Below are 19,924 nucleotides of genomic sequence, written 5' to 3' on the forward strand. Positions count from 1 at the left end.
CAATGCACCGCGATTGGATCCTGAAAGCCGTTCCGGGCATCCAGCTGGCCCGGACATACCAGCTGCCCTGGCTCAAGTCCGATCTTGCCGCGGGAGCAGCCCTTAGCGCGGCGCTGATACCCGCCGGCATGGCCTACGCCGAAGCGGCGGGGCTGCCCGCGGTCACGGGGCTGTACGCGTCGGTGGTGCCCATGCTGTTTTACGCGGTTTTCGGGCCTGCCCGCGTGATCATCGTGGGACCTGATTCATCGCTGGCACCCATGATCGCCGCCGCATTGCTCCCGCTCGCCGGACGGGATCCGGCCCATGCCGTGGCGCTCGCCGGCGTCCTGGCAATCCTGATCGGAATCTTCCTCGTCGCCGGCCGGATCTTCAGGCTGGGCTTCATCACCGGGCTGCTGTCCAAGCCGATCCGGGTGGGCTACCTCAATGGCATCGCCCTCGCCATCATGGTCAGCCAACTGCCCAGGCTGCTCGGGATCACAGTCTCCGGCGACACGCTGCCGGCGAAGGCGACGGAGACCGTCGAAGCCGTCCTGCGTGGAGCCGCCAATCCCGTGGCGCTGCTGTTCGGGGTCGCCACAGTGGCCATCATCGTCGCCGGCCGTTTCCTTCCCTGGAAGGTTCCGGGCGTACTGCTGGCTGTGGCAGCCTCCATTGCAGCGGCCGCCGCCCTGGACCTCAAGGACGCCATGCCGATGGTCGGAGCCCTCCCGACCGGCCTGCCGGCACCGGCGCTTGCTGGCATCACCATGCACGATGTTGCCGGGCTAATCGGGCCGGCGGCCGGCATCGCCCTGATCGCATTTGCTGATACGTCCACGTTGTCCAAAAGCCTCGCCGGACGACGCGGCATCCACACGAGCGGCAACCAGGAAATGGGGGCACTGGGGATCGCCAACGTGGCCAGCGGAATGCTCGGCGGCTTTCCGGTCTGCGGCAGCTCTTCCCGGACGCCGATCGCGCTCGACGCCGGAGCCCGCACGCCCTTCAGCGGCATCGTAGCCGCGCTCCTGGTGGTGGTCTTTATGGTGGCGGCGCCCGAGGTGACGGCATTCCTCCCCACCACCACGCTGGCCGCCGTCGTCATCGTGGCTGCAGCCTCGCTGGTCGACGTCAAGACCATGCTCCGGCTGGTCCGGATGAGCCGGATGGAAACGGCCCTCCTCATTGCCACGTTCCTCGGGGTCGCGTTCGTCGGCGTGCTCCAGGGCATCGTCATTGCCATCGGGCTGTCGCTCATCGCGTTCGTCCGGCGGGCGTGGGATCCGTACCGCACTGAGCTTGCCAGCCTGGAGGACGTCCCTGGCTACCACGACCTCAGCCGGCACCCGGAGGGCCAGCGTGTCCCGGGCCTCGTGATCGCCCGCTTTGACGCCCCGCTCTTCTTCGCCAACGGTGCCGTGTTTGCGGAGCACATCCGCCATCTTGTGGCGAACGCCCCGGGACCGGTCAAATGGGTGATTGTGGCGTCGGAGGCCATTACGGACCTGGACACCACCGCCTTGGACGACCTCGTGGAACTCGACGACGAACTGGCCGGCCAGGGCGTCAGCCTGGTCTTCGCCGAGTTGAAGGGCCCCGTCAAGGACCGCCTGCTCAAGTTCGGGGTCAGCAGCAGGTTCGGCCCGGACCACTTCTTCCCCACGGTCAACAACGCGGTGCGGACCTACAAGCGGACGTTCGGAATCTAGGCCCGTCAGTCCGAACCCAGCGGGATCACTTCGATCCGGGTCCCCGGGCCCGTGATCACCAGGACACGGTCCGCCGCGACACCTTCCAATGCCCGGGCGAGCTGTTCGGACAACCCGCCCGCGGCTTCCTCGGTGGGGCCGGACGAAGCAGTGCCGGAAGACGCCGTACCGGACGCCACCGCGTCGGAGGTTCCGGCGTCGGCCTTTTTCCACACAGTGACAGCCGCACCGGTGACCTCCGCTGCCACCCGTACCAGCGGCTCCGGATCTCCCGCGGCCACCAGGATCAGTTTCCGGACCGTACGCTTCCGGGGCGCGGCAGCAGCAGTGAGCGAACGGTCGTGACGCCAGACCGCGAAGTGGTACCCGGCAGCGAGCCCCGTCGCCACCAGCAGGCCCAGCGGCGCCCGGGTGCGGTCCACCAGGCTTCCGCCGCTGACGTCGTCGAGCAGGAATTCGAAGACCCGGTATCCGATCACCAGGAGGGTGATGACGGCGACGATCGCGCTCAGGCCGAACACGGCGATGAGGTACACCCGCCGGCCGCGGCGTCCGAGTTCGGTCGGCTCGGGCGGAACCCCGGGTTTCCAGGTGAGCCACCAGAGAGGTCCACCAACTGCAAGCGCGCTGATTCCGCCCAGCAGCAGGGTACGGATGCCGTCGCCGGCCAGTGGCGTCGCCGCGATGCTGAGGGCGGAGTTGACCACAATGCCGATTCCGGTGGCGGCGGCCGCCAGGCCTACCCCTGACGTCACAAGCTTCGCCGACTGCAGCGTGGTGCCCGATCGTCCTGCGGAGACGGCCCGGTGGTACGCCCAGACGAGGGAACCCACTGCGCCGGCCGCAATCGCCGCGCCGAGCGGCTCCAGAATTTCACTCACCGGGTCCGTGCGGTCAAAGGCAAGCCTGAGCAGGACAAACAAGACAGTACCGAAGCCGCCCACCGTCAGGAGGACAGCACCCAGGATTCCAATAACTACCAGGGCGACGTCGGCGAAATCAGTCGTCAGCCGGCGTCCGCCGTCGTGAATCCAGTGCCACCACCAGATGGCGACGCCACCGAGACCCCAGGCGAGCGCCTGAAGCACCAGCTTCCACCACGGATCCCCGAGGGACGCGGACGCGGTGAAGCCCTGAATCGCGGTGTCCAGGAGATTCGCGAGCGCTGTGATCGAGCCGCCCACACCGATGATGAGCCCGAAAGCCGCCCCCACAACCGTGGGAACGTCCGGAATCAGCGAGGGGCTTTTCCGCGGATGGCGCCACATCCAGCGGTGCCATGCCAGCACGGCGGCCCAGACCAGTCCGTTGGACAGTGACAGCTGCCAGCCCAGCCGTTCGCCCCCGATGACTGCGGCCACGGCACTGAGCAGCGCTGTGGCCGACGTGATGAGCGAGACCGCATACATGCCCGTCAGGTACAGCCCCCAGCCCGCGGACGACCGCTCAATGGCGTCGTCGAGCCGCCGCCACACGAACCACCAGAGGGCGGCAGCCATGGGGCCGCCGATCAGGGTGAACGCCAGCGAGCGGGCCAGGCCTGCCACGTCACCTGAGACGAGCACCGTTCCCGCGCCAAGGACCCTCCCCAACAGCCCGCTCAGGCCGATGGTGGTCACCACGACCAGGGCGAAAAGAAGGGTGTAAACGATGAGGCGCCGGACCGTCGGCTGGGCGGATCCGGCTGCGGGCGCAGGCACCGTCTGGGCAGCGGTCACGGCTTCACTCCGCGGTTCGTGCAGACCCGGAGCTGCCAGGGAGCGGAATCGATCAGCCACTTGCCGTCCGTTTTGACGAGATCGAACACGTCCTCGGTTTCGTACTCCGAGTTCCCGAAGGGTCCGCTCCCGTTGGACACCACCATCAGCACCCTCACGTCCGCGGACGACGCCCGTTCAGTGGTGGACACCAAGGTAACGCGCAGGTTTTCCGTGGACGACCGCTCAAAGTCGACGCACTGGGTCCGGGCGGTTTCCGTGAGGTAGGCAGTGGCCGCCGCCTCATCGCCGTCGATGACAGCTGCAGAGTAGCGTTGCACCACACCCTGGGGCGTGGACTCATCCAGCAGGGCCGGTTCACCCCGCGAGAAGACCACGGCGAGCGCAGCCACCGCCAGCACGCCAATAATTGCCAGGATCACCACGAGGATCCTGTTAGGTCTTCCCGCCGCCGCGTTCATGTGGTCAGTATGGCGCACGGCCCACCCCCTAGCTACGGTACTTTCGGCCCTATCACCGGTGGTGGGCATCAACAAGGCTGGAGACAAATGTTGCTCCACGGGAAAAGGGAATCATGCGCAGGCTCCTGGCTGCCGTACTGCTTGTCCTGCTCGGCCTGCTATGCGGTTCCGCCGCCGCCCTGGCGGAACCGCCGGTGGAGTTCGTGGTGGAGGACCGCGCAGGCGTGCTGGACCGCAGCCGGCTGGTCCCGGCGGTGGAAGCCATCGACTTCTACGAACCCACCCGCGTTGCGGTCTTCACCTACCGCGGTGCGGCGGCGGACAACCTCAACGAGGAAGTCCTTCGCTTCGCCCGCGCCGAACATCCGGAATGGATCAGCACGGACGGCCAGAAATGGGCGGATGGTCTCTTCATCTTCGCCTTGGATCCGGTAGGCCGCCATGTGGGCACGTACATGGGCGAGGACCGCAAGGTGTCCCTGGAACAGCGGGAGGAAATCCAGAACGCTTCCAAGGATTTACTGCGGGATGCCCAGTGGACCGACGGAACCATCGCCGGCATCCGGCGCGGAGCGGAACTGATCAACCAGCCCTGGTACCGGTCAGCGGCGTTCCTGGTCACGGCCTGGAGCGCCGTGGCAGCGGCTGTCCTTGGCGCCGCCACCTGGCTGATTGTGCGATGGCGGACCAGGGTGGACAGCCGCCGGGAACTCGCCCGCGGGGACGCCAGCTACGCCAACGTGAGCATGGACCTGCAAGTCACCGAGCTGAACGCCGGCACCATCCCGGAGTCCTCGCGGTACGGCAGCACGGTCCTGGAGAAGCACCGCACTTTCCTGGCCAAGTACAACGCGGCCACCCAGCTGTCCAACCAGGCGCACGCGCTGACTCCGCGGGCCATGGGACGGCGGCCCAACCTGAAGCTGGTACGGAATTATGCCGACGCGTCTGCGGAACTGGATGCGCTCGATGACGTCATAGCCGACACCAACGCCCTGCTGAACCGCGGATCGGCGTGGGCACCTGCGTGGGACCGGCAGCTGGCGCCGTTCCGCAGCGACCTGGCCGCCATCGAACAGATGCTCAGCAAGCGCCATGCCGAGGGCGACTCGGCGACAGCTGCGGCGCTCCGGTCTCTCCGCGAGCAGAGCCAACGTGACATCGAGCGCTGGTCGGCCGAACTCGCCGAGGGCACCATCAGCCCCGAAACTGCCCTGGACCGGTTGCGTGATGCCCGGACGCATCTGACCGAACTGCTGAAGAACCACGCGGACACCGTTATTGCAGGCTTCGCGAAGAACGAGCGGGAAGCCAAAATGATGCGCGAGGAAATGGAAACCGCCCAGGCGGGCACCAAGGCCAAGCACGGCCGCGCTTACGAGCCCAGCATCCTGGGCACGGTCTATCCGTCGTACTACTTCTTCTCGGTCCCGGCCTTCAATACCGGATTCAGCACAGGCGTGGGCAGCGTCAGCACGGCCCGCGGCGGCGGCAGCACCACCGGCTATGGCGCCAGTGGCGGCAGTTTTTCCGGGTCCGGAAGTTCGTCCAGTTTCTAGGTCGGGGCTGCCGGCGGGCGGCCGGCTGCGTTCCGCCACGGGGTCTCGACAAGAATCCGGGATCGGAGGAAGCTGGGCATCGTAAGACGATCGCTACATCGGTTCGCCGCGCGGGTTCAAGCCTGGCAAGCCGAGTCCGCTGGCCGGTCGCCGTTGCGGCCCGGACAGCCCCATCCGCAATTCTGATTGATGGAGAGAGCCATGACCACGAATGTTGTCGCTCAACTCGCAGTTAAGTCCCACAATTCTCCGGACGAACAGCGCCGCCCCGATAAGACGGAAGTGGATCTTGTATCCGTCGACGCCTACACCATCGGAAGATTCAAATTTGAACCCGGCTGGCGCTGGTCCGAGTGCATCAAGCCCGTCGTTAAGACCGAGTCATGCCAGCTCAGCCATGTCGGTTTTTGCGTTTCCGGCAAACTCGTGGTCCAGACCTCTGACGGCAACCAGATCAACATCGCCGCTCATGATTCCTACAGCATCCCGCCAGGCCATGACGCGTGGGTCGAAGGCGACGAACCCTTCACCGGGGTGGAGTTCGTCAGCGCCGCGGTGTTCGCCAAGTCCCCCGAGTAACCGGCCGCGCCGAAGCAACCGAAGCGGCCGGGCGTACAACAGCCCGGTTGGCTGCGGGGCCACTACTGCGGGTTCACTGCTGCGGGTGGATCCTGTCAATCACGAAGTCCCGGCCGGGGATGACAGTGGTTTGATGGCCGTCGTCGAATCGCACCACATACGGCGGCGCTCCATCAGCGCCGTGAACCTCAACGATCTGGCCGTGCCGCTCCGACGATCCGACCGTCTTGCCCCGGATAGTGATCCGGTCTCCCTGGGTTGCCTTCATGGCAATCACCTCCAAGAACCAGAGTACGAGTCTCGGGGCGGGGATAACAGGGCCGTTGCGCACTGGAAGTTCGAGGGTGTACGGCCGGGATACGACTGAACTGACCTTGACACGGGACCGAGGGGGAACGGCTATGGCGGAGGAAAAACCCAACAACTGGTGGGCTACGCTGCCCGGCCTGCTGACCGCTGCAGCAGCTGTGATCACCGCTGTGACGGGGCTGCTGCTCGGGATGGGGCAACTGGGGATGTTCGACGCCGGCCGTCCCGCCGCTTCGACGGCGAGCGCCTCCGGTACGGGTTCCCCGGCCGCTTCCACCGGCGCCGCACAGCCGGGCGCTGGTGCGTCGACGTCCGCCCCCGGGTCCGGCACAGGTAACCGCGCGGAGTGGAAGGTAGCCCTGCCAGCCGAACGCACGTACCGGGCCGCCGACGTCGAATATGAAATTCTCAACGCCAGTGCGCGCCCCGATGTGTCCGGCAAAATCGCACTGACCCTCACGCTCAGGTGCACCAACCACGGCCGGTATGACCTGAACTTCTGGGACTCAACGTTCAGGCTGAACGTCGGTGGCGTCAGTTACTCCCCCGATCCCGGCCTGAACGAGTTGGTCGCGGGTGATTCGAGCAAGTCGGGTGGCGTCCGCTTCACCCTTCCGGCGGACACCCGCGACGCGCTGCTGCGCATCAAGTTCGCGGAAGGCGAGAGCACGGCCCAGCTCACCATCTCGCCGCCCTGAGGTACCCGTGTGCGCCGTTGTGCCACGAATACGCGGAAGGCCGGCGACCTGCTGCCCCCAAGGCAGCTGATCGCCGGCCGTTACGCCCGCTTGAAGAAGCAGCGGGGAGGCTAGGCTCCGGCGCGGACGAAGGTCACGCCGCCGGTGGCCGTCAGCCAGGACAGCGGGTGCGTGACGGTGGCGTTTACGCCGTTCATTCCGCCGCTGATCACCTGGCCGTCGCCGATGTAGATGCCGACGTGGCCGGACTGCACCACCATGTCGCCGGGCTGGGGCTCCCCCACTACGGAGCCATAGTTCATAAACTGCATGGGTCCCAGGTCCCCGACCGGAATGCCGGCTGAGCCAAGGGCCTTTTCCACCATGGCGGTGCAGTCCTGGGTGATGCCCAGCTGCGCGTAGGCGGCAGAAACCATGGCGGCGTTGACACCGCCGGCAGCAGGCGCCGGGGCGGGAGCGGGCACCGCGGCCTGGACCTGCACGGAAACAGCAGGAGCGGCAGGCGCCGGAGCCGCCGCGGGGGCTGCCGCCACTGCCGGGACGGGCTCTTCGACCGATACCTCCACGGGGGCGGGGGTGGTGCTGACGTCCGGACGTTCGTAGCTGATCTTGACATGGGAATCAGCGCTGAGCGGGGCACCCACTTGGGCATTGATGTCGGGGGCGGACGCCGGCGCTGAGTCACGTTCCGCCGGGGCTTCAGCGGCCTGGGCCGCCATGCCGCTGGACAGGACCAGGCCTGAGGCAGCGGCTATGACCGCAGCCTGCCGGCCGGCCCTGCTCCGGCCCCCGGCCGATGTGGACCTGGAGCGCCCCGCGGGCGCGGTTGACCGATGATGAGCGGGCAGTTTGCGTGAAAGCATGAATTAACCTCTCCCGATGCCTGCGAGGTTAGCTGTCGGATTCGGATGGGAGACACCCGGCCGCAGCGCCCTTCCGCGTTGCGGATGGCGTGCGGCTTCACCCCGAAGACCAGCACGAACTCTGCCGGTCAATAGTGGTTTCCCCGTCCCTGCCGGATGGTTTCGATCGGATCCCGGACCGCGGCAGGGTTAGGCAATCCGCCCGGGAGTGCCGGTATCTGAGACAACGGGCACCGTTCCACCGTACGCGGGCCACCGTTGGGATGTCACATCAAGGTAACGGGGCCGTCGGGCCCTCCCCCGGCACCGCTGTGGCCCGGCTCGCGCTGCTACAAGCAGGTAGCGGCACGCTACATATACTTGGATCTGCGGTTTGTCAAATTCGAGTGTTTTCCATTGACGCCGCGAGGCGTAGTCTACGTGCATGTTCTTGCGGGGGGACTCACACGCCTGGAGGAATCATGCGTTGGTCAAATCGTTCTGTCCACAACCAGCCACGTCATGTCGCGGAACTCCCAGAGCCTACGGCCGGGGCTAGTCACGGCCGGCGTTGGGTCGCCATCCTGGGAGCGCTGTTGCTGGCTGTCAGCACGGTGGTGGGTGTCGCCGGCACATCGAAGGCCGCGGGGCCGACCATCGTCAGCCTGACGTTCGACGACGGCCTCGGCAGCCAGTTGGCCGCCGCGCAGGAGCTCAAAGCCCACGGTCTGGTGGGAACCTTCTTCATCACCACGTCCTTTGTGGACCAGTCCGGGTTCCTGACCCGGGCGAACCTGCAGACTCTGGCCGCCGACGGCAACGAGATCGCCGGCCACAGCGTAACCCATCCAGACATGACAACGCTCAGCGCAGCGGCCGCGAGCGCGGAGGCCTGCAACAGCAAGTCGACCCTCGAAGGCTGGGGCTTCACCGTCCGCAACTTCGCCTACCCCTTCGCTGCGGTGAATGCCACGGCCCAGTCCGCAGTCAGCGGCTGTGGGTACGCCAGTTCCCGGGGCCTCGGCGACATACGCTCTCCTGCCAGCTGCGCCGACTGCCCTGTGGCCGAAACGCTACCGCCGCAGGAACCCATGGTCACCAGGGCACCGGACCAGGTGGCCGCCACGTGGAGCCTGGCGGACCTGCAGGCCACCGTCACCAACGCGGAGACAACCGGCGGCTGGCTGCAGCTGACCTTCCACGAGATTGCCAACGGAACGGACCCGTCCCTGTCGATCAGCCCCGCACTGTTCAAGGAATTCGTCACATGGCTGGCCGCACGGACAGCAAACGGTACGACGTCGGTCCGCACAGTCGCACAGGCATTGGGCCAGTCCCCGGTATCGCCTTCTCCCTCACCGTCGCCTTCCCCCTCCCCCTCCCCGTCTCCATCGCCCTCTCCCAGCGGACCTGTGGTGGGCGGCGCCATCGGAGCGGCCTGGCTTGCCCAAGGCTCAGGCGGCGGGCTTCTCGGTTCCCCGCTTACGAATGAAATCGCGGGGCTTAAGAATGGCGGCGCCTACCAGGTCTTCCAAGGCGGCCAGATCCACTGGTCACCAGCCTCGGGGGCACACAGCACCAGAGGTGCCATCGGTGCAGCCTGGGCCGCGCAGTCCTGGGAAAACGGAAAACTTGGCTACCCCCTCACAAACGAGGTCGCCGGCCTGAAGGGCGGCGGCGTCTACCAGGTCTTCCAAGGCGGCCAGATCCACTGGTCGCCAGCCTCGGGGGCACACGCCACCCTCGGAGCCATAGGTTCGGCATGGTCCGCGCAAGGCTGGGAAAACGGAGCGCTGGGTTACCCGGTCAGCGACGAGATCCCGGGACTCAAGAATGGTGGCGTCTACCAGGTGTTCCAGGGAGGCCAGGTCCACTGGTCCGCGGTCACAGGTGCCCACAGCACCAAGGGCGCCATCGGCGCCGCCTGGGCAGCACAGCGCTGGGAAAACGGCCAGCTCGGGTATCCAACCAGTGACGAGTACGTCGGCGCCGGTGGTGTCGTGGCCCAAAACTTCCAAGGGGGAATCGTCACTTGGTCACCGTCCCGTGGAATCCGTATCACATAGGAGGCCGGACGGTGGACCGGAATGAACGCACCGACCGCGCCGGATCTGTGGGCGAAGAGTGAAACACTATTGCGTGGCGATCTGCCAGCTGAGCGATCAGCCGCAGGAGGACTTCGACGTCAATACCGAGCTCCTGATCCTTGAGGGAAAGGAGCTCCATGTGGCGACGTGGGACGCGGAGCCGCGGGACGGCGGCTTCGACGTCCTGGTCCTCAACGACCGCGTCAGCGCCCTCGGGTTCATGGTGGTGACGGACTGGGAGTTCCTGGAGGGCAAGGCCTACGGGGTGGTGGAGCGCCGGGCCGGCGGCTGAGGGGCGTCCGCCCGCGACAGCTCGGCTGCCCGCCTCAGCCACGGATCCGGATCCCCCGCCCAGCGGTCCAGCACAACGTCCGCACGTGCCCTTGCCTGCCCTTCCAGGCCTGCGATCAAGGGACGGACGACGTCGGTTGCGAGGGGGTCCGCCAGCTCACCCAGCTGCGCCTCCCGCACAAAGCCCTCGATCCGGGTGAGGTCGGAGTTGTCCAGAAGGGCAACCCGGGACTGCAGCAGGACAACCGCCGCCAGCCGGCGTTCGAAGACGGCCACCGACCACAGTTCGGTGCTGAGCGCGGTAATGTCATCGTGTGTGAGGTCCCGGTGGCGGCGCAGCATGTCGCGGATGGTCCCCCGCACAGCACCCACGGAGGCGCCGTAGTACTGGAGCCCGTCGCCCAGCCGGGCTTGTGCTTCTTCTGCCCGGAGCCAGGAGCTCTCGCGCTGGAGCGAGGCATCCACGAAGTCACAGGCGTCGGTCATCCCACTATTCTGCCGTTCCCGCAGGCGGAGGATCGAACTCCCGAAGGCATTCTGTGCGGTATAGCTGGAGCAGCCCCGACGGAATGCCGTCGTCGTGTAGTCCTCCGGTACTGCGGCGTGAGATGCTCGGTCCCATGCGTGAACTGGTCGTTCTCGGCACCGCGTCGCAGGTTCCCACGCGGAACCGCAACCACAACGGGTACCTGCTTCGCTGGGACGGCGAGGGCATGCTCTTCGATCCCGGCGAAGGCACCCAGCGGCAGATGATCCACGCCGGCGTCTCAGCCAGCCAGGTGACGCGGATCTGCCTGACCCACGTTCACGGGGACCACTGCTTCGGACTTCCGGGCGTACTGTCGCGAATGGTGCTCGATGGTGTGCAGCACCCGGTGGACCTGCATTTTCCGGTCTCCGGCACCGAGGTGGTCCGCGCCCTCGTGTCCCTCGCCTCCCCCGGCCTCGAACTGCGGCTGCACCCGCATTCCGCACCGGGGCCGATCGCGCCCGGCCTGGAGGTGCGGCCCTTGCGGCATCGCATTGAGACTTTCGGCTACCGGCTGGTCGAGCCCGCCGGCCGCACGCTGCTGCCCGATCAGCTTACGGCGGCGGGAATCTCGGGAAGAGACGTCGCACGGCTGCAGCGGGAGGGAAACCTCAACGGGGTACGGCTGGAAGACGTGAGCGTTCCGCGCCCCGACCAGAGCTTCGCGTTCGTGATGGATACCGCGGAATGCGACGCCGCCGGGGAGCTCGCCGAAGGCGTGGACCTCCTCGTGGCGGAGTCAACGTTCAGCGACGACGACGCCGGGCTGGCCTCCCGGTATCTTCACCTCACTGCCGGGCAGGCCGGCGATCTGGCCTCCGCTGCCGGGGCCGGAATGCTGGTCCTCACGCATTTCTCGTCCCGGTATGGGGACGTCAGCGTGTTGGCGGAACAGGCCGGTGCCCGCGCAGGCCGGGCCGCCGTCGTTGCCGCAGAGGACCTGGACAGGATTCCCCTGCCCAGGCGGGAGCGGGCTTCCTGGCTTGCGGGCGGGGCTCGGCCCGCGATTGGTACGCCGCGCCCGTTCCCTACACCGTCAGTAGACAAAGATGTCGATCCAGGCGCGGTTGTGGGCATGCAGCAGGACCAGGAACAGCACGAAATCGAACAGCAGGTGCACGGCCACGATGTAGGACAGTGACTTTGTCCGGGTGAAGATGAACGCCTGGAGCAGGGCGAAGGGAAAGATGAACACCGGCGCCCAGGCGTGGAACCCCAGTTCCCAGAGGAAGGACGTGAACAGGACGGCCTGCAGCACGTTGGCCTGGGCCAGAGGCAGGTGCCGGCGCAGGAGGATAAAAACGGTGCAGATAAAGAAGAGCTCATCCCAGATCCCCAGCACGTTGGTGCCCAGGAAAAGCCGGAAGATCCCCTCCGGGTCGGACACCGCGGGCCAATTGCTGTAGACACCGGTGTTGACCATATACGCCGGAAGCACCGCGTAACCCATCACGACGACGGCGGCCAGGTACCATTTCTCCGCACGAGTCCAGGGGTGGCCGGTGAGCACAGGAAACTTAACCGCATGGTCCTTGTAGACAAAGCGCGAAACTGTGTAAGGAACGCCGACCGCGAGAATCATGGCCGTGCCCATGACGAGCATATGTTCGGTGCTGATGTCCGTGGTGATCGGCACCAGGCTGATGGCCACGAGCCCGGCGGCGATCAGGGCCAGGTCGCGCAGGAGCGCACGGTCGATCAGTCCCGCCGTGATGAGGGCCAGCGCCAGGAGGCCGTACCCTGGGATTTTCTGTTCCAGGACGAACAGGACAAAGCCGGAGAGCGACACCAGTGCAGCCGGGAGCAGTTTCATCGAGATGCCGCTGCGGACGCTGACGCCGGCTCCTGCTCCCGTTCCGGCCGCGGGCGAACGGTTAGACATACTTGCTGAACCACGCCAGTGTGTCGTTCCACGCGGCGGTGGCCTGGGTCTCGTTGTAGCGCTCGCCGGTGTCGTTGTGGAACGCATGGTCGACGCCGGGATACACCTTCAGCTCGTGCCGGACATCAGTGGCGGCAAGGGCATCGCGGAAGGCCGGCATCGCCCCGGTGATGCGGTCATCGAGTTCAGCGTAGACGCCAAGGACGGCCGGTTTGATGGCCGGGACCTTCTCCAAATCCGGGGCGGGCCCATAAAAGGCCGAGGTGGCCTTCAGCCCGGACAGTTCCGTCGCCGCCTGCCAGGTGATGCCGCCGCCGAAGCAGTAGCCCGTCATGGCAATCCGCCCGGAATCGACGAAGTCCTGTGCCTTCAGGTAGTCGAAGGCTGCCGAGAAGTCCCCGACGTGGCGCTTCGCTCCGGCCTGGGTCAGTGCACCCGGGACGGCGTCCCGGTCCAGGCTCGCCGTTCCTCCCTCCCTGCTCAGCAGGTCCAGGGCCAGGGCAGCGTAGCCTGCTTTGGCGAAGCGTCGTGCCACGTCCTGGATGTGCGGGGTCAGCCCGCGGTTTTCATGGCAGATGAGCACGGCGGGTCCGGGCTTGCCGCCTTCCGGCCGGGCAAGGTAGGCGCTGATGTCGGTACCGCCGGCAGGGAACTGCACGGTTGCGGTGACCAGGCCGGGAGCGCCCTCGGGAACGGACAGCGGGCTCTTGGCGCCGGGCACCGCGCCTGCGGATGCCGTGCTTGTGCCGGTGCCGTTGGACGCCGCGGACGGGGTGGGCGTCGGCATCGGATCGGTGCTGCGTGGAAGCTCCTGCGGCGTGCAGCCCACCAGTGCCATGGCGGCCGCAGCAGCGGCCATGCTCCCGGTGATGAACGCCACCCGGCGCATGAACGTGTGCCGGCTCATGGCACCGGCACGGTAATCGTCGAAGAATTCCTCGATCAGGTATTTCTCAAATTTGCCGAGCTGCTGGGTCATGGAGAGCCTCCTGCCATTTGCCAATTATCCTCCCCTGCGGTCAATCCTGGGGCAAGGGCCCGCTGGGTTTGCCCCAGGATTGACCGCAGCGCTGTGGCTCAGGGCGTTGCCCTAGAACGGGTTGAGCAGCCGGTCCACGAACTGCCGGGTGCGTTCCTCCCGCGGGTCGCGCAACACGGTGTCCGGGTGGCCGCGTTCGACGACGACGCCCCCGTCCATGAAGATGACTTCGTCGGCCACCTGCCGGGCGAACGCCAGCTCGTGGGTGACCACCACCATGGTCCAGCCTTCGTCCGCCAGCTCCTTGATGACAGTCAGTACATCGCCCACCAGCTCAGGGTCCAGGGCCGACGTCGGCTCGTCGAAGAGCAGCAGCTGCGGCCGCAGAGCCAGGGCACGCACGATGCCCACACGCTGCTGCTGCCCGCCGGAGAGCTCGAAGGGGTAACTTTTCTCCTTGGCGGACAGCCCCACGCGGGCAAGCAGCTCCCTGGCCTCAGCGATGGCTTCGGCCTTGGGGCGCTTCTGCACCTGGACCGGGCCTTCGATGATGTTCTCGAGGACGGTCTTGTGCGGGAAGAGGTTGTAGTGCTGGAACACCATGGCGCTCCGGTCCCGGAGCGCGGCCAGCTGCTTCTTGGTCACCGCTGCGGAGAAGTCGACGGCGAGCTGGCCCACAAAGTCCACCACGCCGTCGTCGGGTATTTCGAGGCCGTTGAGGCACCGCAGGACGGTCGTCTTACCGGACCCCGACGGCCCGATCAGGGCGACGACTTCGCCGCGCCGGACGGTCACGTTCACGGATTTCAGCACTTCATGGCTGCCGAATGCCTTGCGCAATCCCCGTACGGTCAGCAGCGCGGCATCGTCCGGGAGGGCGGATTCAGTGGGCGACATAACGGTCCAATCTTTTCTCCAGGGCGGACTGCCCGCCGGCAAGGACCAGGCAGATGACCCAATAGATGACCGCGGCCTCCAGATACAGCAGCATGAATTCCTGGCTGAAGGCCGCCACCTGCTGCGCCTGGCGGAAGAGCTCGGTGACAAGGATCAGGGAAGCCAGGGATGTGTCCTTGACCAGGCTGATGAAGGTGTTGGACAGGGGCGGCACCGAGACCCGGGCCGCCTGCGGCAGGATGATCCGCACCAGCGACTGGCGGCGGGACATGCCGATGGTATGGCCCGCCTCCCACTGCCCCTTGGGAACGGACAGGATGGCCGCACGGATGACCTCGGCCGCGTACCCGCCCACGTTCAGGGAGAAGGCGATGATGGCGCTGGGCCACGGGCTGATGGTGACCCCGATGGACGGAAGCCCGTAGAAGATGACGAACAGCTGGACCAGCAGGGGCGTGCCGCGGATGACCGAGATATACATCCGCGCAACGGTGGAGAACACGGGGTTCCGGCTCAGCCGCATCAGCGCGATCAGCAGGGCAAGCAGCAGCCCGAGGACGAAGGACGCCAGGGCCAGCGGAATCGTGCCCGTTACCGCGCCGATGAGGATGGGCCCCAGTGAGCTCCAGACGAGGTCCCAGTTGATAGTCATGCGCTGAAGCTGCGCTCGCCGTCGGCCTCCACCCCGCTACTTCGTGACGTCCGCGTCGAAGTACTTCTGGGAAATCCTGGTCAGTGTGCCGTCGGTCCGCAGTTCGCCGAGGGCCTTGTTCACGGCTTCGGCCAGACTGGTTGATCCCTTGCGGAAGGCGAGGGCGCTGAGCGATTTGTCCGTGGTCTCGGCGGCGATCTTGATGCCGCTGTCCTTCGCGGTCTTTTGGTAGTCCAGGTACGTCAGTTTGTCGTTGATGGTGGCGTCAACGCGGCCCTGCTTGAGCAGTGTGACCGCCTGCGCCCAGCCTTCCACAGCCTCGACGTTGGCGCCGCTTTCCTGAGCCAGTTTGTACCAGTTGCTGGTCAGTGACTGCGCGGTGGTCTTGCCCTTGAGGCTGTCGAAGGAGCTGACGCTGCTGTCGTCAGCCTTGGTGACGATAACGCCGGTGCTCACCGTGTAGGGTTCGGAGAATTCGTACTTCGCCTTGCGTTCGTCGGTGATGGAGACCTGGTTGGCCACGACGTCGAATCTCTTGGCTTCCAGCCCGGCGAAGATGGCGTCAAACTGGGTTTCCTGGAAGGAGGGTTTGACTCCGAGCTTTTCAGCGACGGCGGTGATGATCTCGACGTCGTACCCGGTCAAGTCGCCACTGCCGTCGGCGTGGAACGAGAAGGGCTTGTACGTGCCCTCGGTGCCGATCTTGAGCTCACCTGCGCTCTTGACGTCGCTGAGGGAGGTGTCCGCGCCGCCCGCCGGCGTCGAGCCGGACGGCGTGGTGGAGCCGGAGCCGCAGCCGGCAAGGGCAAGGGCTGCAGCTGCCATGAGGCCGATGGCGGAAAGACGTGTGCGCTTCATGATGAACCTTCGTCCTGTAGCCGGAAGGGCTCGCCAGCTGCACCGCAGGCCGGCAGTCCACCTCCGACGATAGCAACATCTGCCTTGGGGAGAACAGATGCCCGGCGGGTTAGGCTCATGCCATGTCGCCCGATCGCTACCTCGCCGAGCTGGCCCGCTTCCTCGAACGCCTCACCGGGCTCGCCCGCCAGCCTGACGACGTGTTGTCCCGTCCGGTACCGGCGTGCCCAGGGTGGACGCTGGAACAGCTGTTCGGGCACCTTGGATCGATTGAACGCTGGGCGGCCGCGGTGGTTCGTGGCGGGACATACGTCGAGGAACCGGCGCCGCCGGCCACAGGTGCGGCCGCGTGGTTCATCGAGGGCGCCGAACCGTTCCTCGCGACGATGGCGTCCGTGGATCCCGGGGCACCGTGCTGGAACTTCGGAGCGCCGCCGCGTACGGCAGGCTTCTGGCTCCGGCGCCAGGCGCACGAGCACGCCATCCATCTCATCGACGCCTGCCAGGCGTCCGGACGGGCGGCGCCGGCTTTGAGCGAGGACTTCATGATCGACGGCGTTGACGAGGTCCTGGCGATGTTCACGCCGCGCCAAGTGAGGCTGGGGCGGATGCAGCCGCCGGAGCAGGCAGTTTCGTTCCGTGTGCCCGGCTTTCATGTTCCCGGCGCGGGAAGCTGGACAGTGGGCGGCGGCACCGCTGCGGCATCTGTCACCGCGGCGCTACCGGACATGTACCTCGGCCTCTGGGGCCGGTCCAGCCTGCAGGAGACGGCAGCCATCGACGGCGACGCAGGCCTCGCGCTTCGTGTTCTGCGGGAGCCTCTTACGCCGTAAGGCGGACAAGCGCCCAAGGCAACCAGCCGCCGTCGTGCGCCGGTTCAGGCCTGTGACTGCAGGCTTGCCACGCGGCGGAGCCTGCGCCTGCGCACCGCCCCGCCGATCCGGCCTTGGACCATCAGCAGCCGGGGAACGGCAAAGTAGACGGCCGTGGGGACCACCACCAGGGTCAGGACGAAGGCGCGAAGGACCGGAGGCCATTCCGGCGCAACGAGGCCCAATACGTACATTCCCAGCGCCGCCATGGGAAAGATCGCCACCCAGGTGATGAATGCCCTGGTGTGGATGGACGCCAGGCCGGGGGGTCGATGATGGTGCCCGTCCGTCTCATCTGCCGCCAGGGCCTTGCCATCGTGTTCCACTCAATCTCCAAACGTTTAGTTGGAATTGATGCTAGCGAGCCGTTCCCCGCAAAAGCAAACGAACGGTTGGAGATAGAATGACGCGATGGCCTGGGACACGGATGCGACGCGCGAGAAGCTGCTCGATGCCGCCATCGCCGAGTTTTCCGAGCGCGGCTTCGCGGGGGCACGAATCCACCAGATCTCCCTGGCGTCGGGGTGCAACCGCGAACGGATTTACTTCTACTACGGCGGCAAGGGGCAGCTCTTCGAAGCTGCACTCGGGCGGCAGCTCGTGACGGCATTGGAGGACCTCCCCGTGGTGGGCTCGGGTCCTGAGGCCATTGCCGACTTCGCCGGGAGGTACTTCGATTTCTCGACAAGCTTTCCCAGCCTGGCCCGGCTGACGTTCTGGGAAGGGCTGGAGCGCGGTGACCCCATTGACGCCGAACGGCGGGCGCTGCTGGCGGCGGACAAGGCGGCTGAGATCCGCCGCGCGCTCCCGGCCATCAGCGAGGCGGCGGCCGAAGACCTGCTGTTGACCATCGTGACGCTGTGCCACGCCTGGGTCGCCGTCCCGAACGTGCGTGCTGTGATCACCCCGACGGCGGACGGGGTGCGCCGGCGCACGTCGATCATGCGGACTGTTGAGCTGCTCTCCCGGGACGTCGAGAGCATGGGACCACTTAGCTACTGACGAGCCGTGCCTTCTTGGATATGCTCAGGGTCTCACGGGCCAATGGCCCACCCGCCCCGACGCTTCGGCCAGGGCCGAAAGACTGCCGGGCTGAGCAGAGAGGCCAGCCATGGACTTTGCAGCGGACTTTACCCAATCGCTTGACCCGTTTCCCCAGTACCGGGCGATGAGGGAGAATGCACCCGTCTTCCAGGACGAGCAATCCGGGAGCTGGCATGTCTTCCGGTACGACGACGTACAGCGGGTGCTGTCCGAACATGCCACTTTCTCCTCAAGGATGGGCGGGGACGATCCGTCGGAGACAGGCCAGCTGTTTGCGGCGAGCCTGATCACCACGGATCCGCCCCGGCACCGGCAACTGCGCTCGCTGGTGACCCAGGCGTTCACACCGAAGGCAGTGGATGCGCTGGCTCCCCGCATCTCAACCCTGACGGACGACTTGCTGGACGGGATCGTTGGTGCCAGCACTGCCGATCTCATTGAGGGATTGGCCTACCCGCTGCCGGTGATCGTCATTGCGGAGCTCATGGGTGTGCCCCCGGAGGACCGCGACCGTTTCAAGCAGTGGTCCGATGTCATCGTCAGCCAAACGAGGTCCGGGGCGGCGGATGCCGACCACCACGCCACCAACGTTGAGATGACCGGGTACTTCCTGGACCTGATCGAACAGCGCCGGACGCAGCCCGGAAACGACCTGATCAGCAACTTGCTCTCAGCCGAGATTGACGGGCAGAAACTCAGCGTGGCCGAATTGCTGGGCTTCTGCAGCCTGCTACTGGTGGCCGGCAACGAAACAACCACCAACCTGATCGGCAACGCTGCGCTTTGCTTCACCGAAGTGCCGGGAACCATCGAACGGCTCCTCGCCGAGCCGCAGCTGCTGCCGCAGGCGATCGAGGAAGTGCTGCGGTACCGTTCACCGGTCCAGTCCATGTACCGGGTCGCGGCTGCCGACACCGCTTTGGGCGATGTTCAGATTTCAGCCGGCGCTCCGCTGGTGGCGTGGATCGGATCGGCGAACCGCGACGAGCGGCACTTCACGGAACCTGACCAGTTCGACATCGATCGTGGCCCTTCCCGGCATCTCGCGTTCGGCCAGGGCATTCACTTCTGCCTGGGCGCCCCTCTTGCCAGGCTTGAAGCCAGAATCGCGCTGGAGGCTATCCTGTCGCGGCTGCCCGGCTTGGCGGTTACCGAAGGGACGCGACTTGAACGGATGGACAGCACCATCGTCTACGGACTCAAGGAGTTGCCGGTGACATGGGAGGCGGGCTGACTGAGTCGAGACACGTCAGCGGCCAACTTCCTCGGTCACTTCATTGAGCGAAGATGCCCCGCAACGCACAGTTCTTGGGGTGTGTTCGTCGACCTGTTGTCACACTGCCGACGCCTGCGTAGGCTCGGCATTCAGCCGGTTGTCACACCGGAAAAATCGGATTGTGTCGTCTACCGGCCCCGGTTCAGGCACAGTCCCGGTGGGGAAAGGGACAACGATGTCTGGTGTTTGGTTGGTGAGCTATGTCGGGAACTTACTTGATGCACGGCGAATTCAAAAAATCCGCGTTGGGTCCGGGGACCAGAATCGGAACCTCCTCGCTCAGCTCGCATGCGCAAGCGGATACGAATTAATCTTCTTTTTCGATGCTTATGAAAAAGGAATTCATCCCGACAAACTCAGGCTACTTCAAGCGGCAGAGGCCCGTTCGGCGCGTCTTGAGCTCGTTGTGGCCTTGGACGACGCTCGACGTCTCGCCACAACTTTGGATGAACCCCACACGGTGAGCTACGCCAAACACGAAAAACGTTGGCTAATCAACAACTTGGTCAAGCAGGGAATAAGGAAACCGATAGGCGACGTGTAGACCGACCGACCACCAGGAACTCCCCTGTGCGAAGGGGCTCCGGCGATTGTCGTCATCCTGGTTCCTCCGCGCTCTTAGGACTCGTCACATATCTTTCCTTGTTCTGCTAGTTGCGCCCGGATCGCCGGGATGACTGGAACGCTGGAAAGGTCA

At 66.0% G+C, this 19,924-nt stretch carries 22 protein-coding genes and 1 riboswitch; of the genes, 11 read left to right on the plus strand and 11 right to left on the minus strand.

Going from position 1 to position 19,924, the window contains the following annotated elements; all coding sequences use genetic code 11:
- Positions 1 to 2 precede the first annotated feature (2 nt).
- On the plus strand, positions 3 to 1,694 hold the full coding sequence (locus ACSQ1X_RS11805; protein ID WP_436057805.1) for a SulP family inorganic anion transporter: 1,692 nt from the start codon (positions 3 to 5) through the stop codon (positions 1,692 to 1,694).
- A gap of 5 nt (positions 1,695 to 1,699) precedes the next feature.
- Here the strand turns inward: ACSQ1X_RS11805 and ACSQ1X_RS11810 are convergent, their stop codons facing one another.
- Together ACSQ1X_RS11810 and ACSQ1X_RS11815 are read right to left on the minus strand one after the other, a co-directional pair.
- Positions 1,700 to 3,412 carry a DUF5671 domain-containing protein gene (locus ACSQ1X_RS11810; RefSeq protein WP_436057806.1) on the minus strand — a complete coding sequence of 571 codons (1,713 nt, stop codon included), beginning with the start codon at positions 3,410 to 3,412 and terminating at the stop codon, positions 1,700 to 1,702.
- Positions 3,409 to 3,834 carry a hypothetical protein gene (locus tag ACSQ1X_RS11815; protein WP_436057807.1) on the minus strand — a complete coding sequence of 142 codons (426 nt, stop codon included), beginning with the start codon at positions 3,832 to 3,834 and terminating at the stop codon, positions 3,409 to 3,411. Before ACSQ1X_RS11815 ends, ACSQ1X_RS11810 begins: the two co-directional genes overlap by 4 nt.
- A 152-nt stretch (positions 3,835 to 3,986) precedes the next feature.
- Between ACSQ1X_RS11815 and ACSQ1X_RS11820 the strand changes: the two genes are divergently transcribed.
- Entirely contained in the window at positions 3,987 to 5,432 is a 1,446-nt protein-coding gene (locus ACSQ1X_RS11820) for a DUF5129 domain-containing protein (protein WP_436057808.1), read from the plus strand.
- 201 nt (positions 5,433 to 5,633) lie between these two features.
- Positions 5,634 to 6,011 carry a cupin domain-containing protein gene (locus ACSQ1X_RS11825; RefSeq protein ID WP_055803417.1) on the plus strand — a complete coding sequence of 126 codons (378 nt, stop codon included), beginning with the start codon at positions 5,634 to 5,636 and terminating at the stop codon, positions 6,009 to 6,011.
- A 73-nt stretch (positions 6,012 to 6,084) separates the two neighbouring features.
- Here ACSQ1X_RS11825 and ACSQ1X_RS11830 read toward each other — a convergent pair whose 3' ends face one another.
- Positions 6,085 to 6,279 carry a DUF1918 domain-containing protein gene (locus ACSQ1X_RS11830; protein ID WP_436057809.1) on the minus strand — a complete coding sequence of 65 codons (195 nt, stop codon included), beginning with the start codon at positions 6,277 to 6,279 and terminating at the stop codon, positions 6,085 to 6,087.
- A gap of 133 nt (positions 6,280 to 6,412) precedes the next feature.
- Between ACSQ1X_RS11830 and ACSQ1X_RS11835 the strand changes: the two genes are divergently transcribed.
- Complete coding sequence (locus tag ACSQ1X_RS11835) at positions 6,413 to 7,018, plus strand: hypothetical protein (protein WP_436057810.1); 606 nt, start codon at positions 6,413 to 6,415, stop codon at positions 7,016 to 7,018.
- A gap of 110 nt (positions 7,019 to 7,128) precedes the next feature.
- Here ACSQ1X_RS11835 and ACSQ1X_RS11840 read toward each other — a convergent pair whose 3' ends face one another.
- Positions 7,129 to 7,881 (minus strand): NlpC/P60 family protein, encoded by a 753-nt coding sequence (locus tag ACSQ1X_RS11840; protein ID WP_436057811.1) that lies wholly within the window; start codon positions 7,879 to 7,881, stop codon positions 7,129 to 7,131.
- Positions 7,882 to 7,884: 3 nt separating this feature from the next.
- A riboswitch (cyclic di-AMP (ydaO/yuaA leader) is annotated at positions 7,885 to 8,077 on the minus strand.
- Between the two features lie 379 nt (positions 8,078 to 8,456).
- Between ACSQ1X_RS11840 and ACSQ1X_RS11845 the strand changes: the two genes are divergently transcribed.
- Together ACSQ1X_RS11845 and ACSQ1X_RS11850 are read left to right on the plus strand one after the other, a co-directional pair.
- The gene (locus ACSQ1X_RS11845) at positions 8,457 to 9,926 is read left to right on the plus strand and encodes a polysaccharide deacetylase family protein (protein WP_436057812.1); all 1,470 of its coding nucleotides are present in this window, start codon (positions 8,457 to 8,459) and stop codon (positions 9,924 to 9,926) included.
- A 73-nt stretch (positions 9,927 to 9,999) separates the two neighbouring features.
- Positions 10,000 to 10,239, plus strand: coding sequence for a hypothetical protein (locus ACSQ1X_RS11850; RefSeq protein WP_436057813.1), 240 nt, complete (start codon positions 10,000 to 10,002; stop codon positions 10,237 to 10,239).
- Here the strand turns inward: ACSQ1X_RS11850 and ACSQ1X_RS11855 are convergent.
- Positions 10,206 to 10,724, minus strand: coding sequence for a DNA alkylation repair protein (locus ACSQ1X_RS11855; protein ID WP_436057814.1), 519 nt, complete (start codon positions 10,722 to 10,724; stop codon positions 10,206 to 10,208). The two genes, ACSQ1X_RS11850 and ACSQ1X_RS11855, sit on opposite strands and share 34 nt — an antisense overlap.
- Before the next feature lie 134 nt (positions 10,725 to 10,858).
- Here ACSQ1X_RS11855 and ACSQ1X_RS11860 point away from each other — a divergent pair, with 134 nt between their 5' ends.
- The gene (locus ACSQ1X_RS11860; RefSeq protein WP_436057815.1) at positions 10,859 to 11,908 is read left to right on the plus strand and encodes a ribonuclease Z; all 1,050 of its coding nucleotides are present in this window, start codon (positions 10,859 to 10,861) and stop codon (positions 11,906 to 11,908) included.
- Here ACSQ1X_RS11860 and ACSQ1X_RS11865 read toward each other — a convergent pair.
- The 5 genes from ACSQ1X_RS11865 to ACSQ1X_RS11885 form a co-directional block, all read right to left on the minus strand.
- A complete protein-coding gene (locus ACSQ1X_RS11865; protein WP_436057816.1) occupies positions 11,804 to 12,649 on the minus strand; it encodes a CPBP family intramembrane glutamic endopeptidase in 846 nt (281 codons plus the stop codon). The genes ACSQ1X_RS11860 and ACSQ1X_RS11865 overlap by 105 nt on opposite strands.
- On the minus strand, positions 12,642 to 13,628 hold the full coding sequence (locus ACSQ1X_RS11870; RefSeq protein ID WP_436057817.1) for a dienelactone hydrolase family protein: 987 nt from the start codon (positions 13,626 to 13,628) through the stop codon (positions 12,642 to 12,644). The genes ACSQ1X_RS11865 and ACSQ1X_RS11870 overlap by 8 nt, the downstream gene beginning before the upstream one ends.
- A 111-nt stretch (positions 13,629 to 13,739) precedes the next feature.
- Positions 13,740 to 14,525 (minus strand): amino acid ABC transporter ATP-binding protein, encoded by a 786-nt coding sequence (locus ACSQ1X_RS11875; RefSeq protein ID WP_436057818.1) that lies wholly within the window; start codon positions 14,523 to 14,525, stop codon positions 13,740 to 13,742.
- Complete coding sequence (locus ACSQ1X_RS11880) at positions 14,512 to 15,177, minus strand: amino acid ABC transporter permease (RefSeq protein ID WP_436057819.1); 666 nt, start codon at positions 15,175 to 15,177, stop codon at positions 14,512 to 14,514. The genes ACSQ1X_RS11875 and ACSQ1X_RS11880 overlap by 14 nt, the downstream gene beginning before the upstream one ends.
- 36 nt (positions 15,178 to 15,213) lie before the next feature.
- The gene (locus ACSQ1X_RS11885) at positions 15,214 to 16,035 is read right to left on the minus strand and encodes an amino acid ABC transporter substrate-binding protein (RefSeq protein WP_436057820.1); all 822 of its coding nucleotides are present in this window, start codon (positions 16,033 to 16,035) and stop codon (positions 15,214 to 15,216) included.
- A 122-nt stretch (positions 16,036 to 16,157) separates the two neighbouring features.
- On the opposite strand from ACSQ1X_RS11885, the gene ACSQ1X_RS11890 reads away from it, so the two are divergent.
- Positions 16,158 to 16,868 (plus strand): maleylpyruvate isomerase family mycothiol-dependent enzyme, encoded by a 711-nt coding sequence (locus ACSQ1X_RS11890; RefSeq protein ID WP_436057821.1) that lies wholly within the window; start codon positions 16,158 to 16,160, stop codon positions 16,866 to 16,868.
- 44 nt (positions 16,869 to 16,912) lie between these two features.
- Here the strand turns inward: ACSQ1X_RS11890 and ACSQ1X_RS11895 are convergent, their stop codons facing one another.
- Positions 16,913 to 17,233: a hypothetical protein gene (locus ACSQ1X_RS11895; protein ID WP_436057822.1), complete on the minus strand. Its 321-nt coding sequence runs from the start codon at positions 17,231 to 17,233 to the stop codon at positions 16,913 to 16,915.
- A gap of 85 nt (positions 17,234 to 17,318) precedes the next feature.
- Between ACSQ1X_RS11895 and ACSQ1X_RS11900 the strand changes: the two genes are divergently transcribed.
- The 3 genes from ACSQ1X_RS11900 to ACSQ1X_RS11910 all read left to right on the plus strand — a co-directional run bounded on the left by ACSQ1X_RS11900 (position 17,319) and on the right by ACSQ1X_RS11910 (position 19,771).
- On the plus strand, positions 17,319 to 17,909 hold the full coding sequence (locus ACSQ1X_RS11900; protein ID WP_436057823.1) for a TetR/AcrR family transcriptional regulator: 591 nt from the start codon (positions 17,319 to 17,321) through the stop codon (positions 17,907 to 17,909).
- A 166-nt stretch (positions 17,910 to 18,075) separates the two neighbouring features.
- Positions 18,076 to 19,185: a cytochrome P450 gene (locus ACSQ1X_RS11905; protein ID WP_436057824.1), complete on the plus strand. Its 1,110-nt coding sequence runs from the start codon at positions 18,076 to 18,078 to the stop codon at positions 19,183 to 19,185.
- Between the two features lie 217 nt (positions 19,186 to 19,402).
- Positions 19,403 to 19,771 carry a hypothetical protein gene (locus tag ACSQ1X_RS11910; RefSeq protein ID WP_436057825.1) on the plus strand — a complete coding sequence of 123 codons (369 nt, stop codon included), beginning with the start codon at positions 19,403 to 19,405 and terminating at the stop codon, positions 19,769 to 19,771.
- Positions 19,772 to 19,924 lie beyond the last annotated feature (153 nt).

This window comes from Arthrobacter sp. LjRoot78 (assembly GCF_964254335.1).
Lineage (GTDB): Bacteria > Actinomycetota > Actinomycetes > Actinomycetales > Micrococcaceae > Arthrobacter.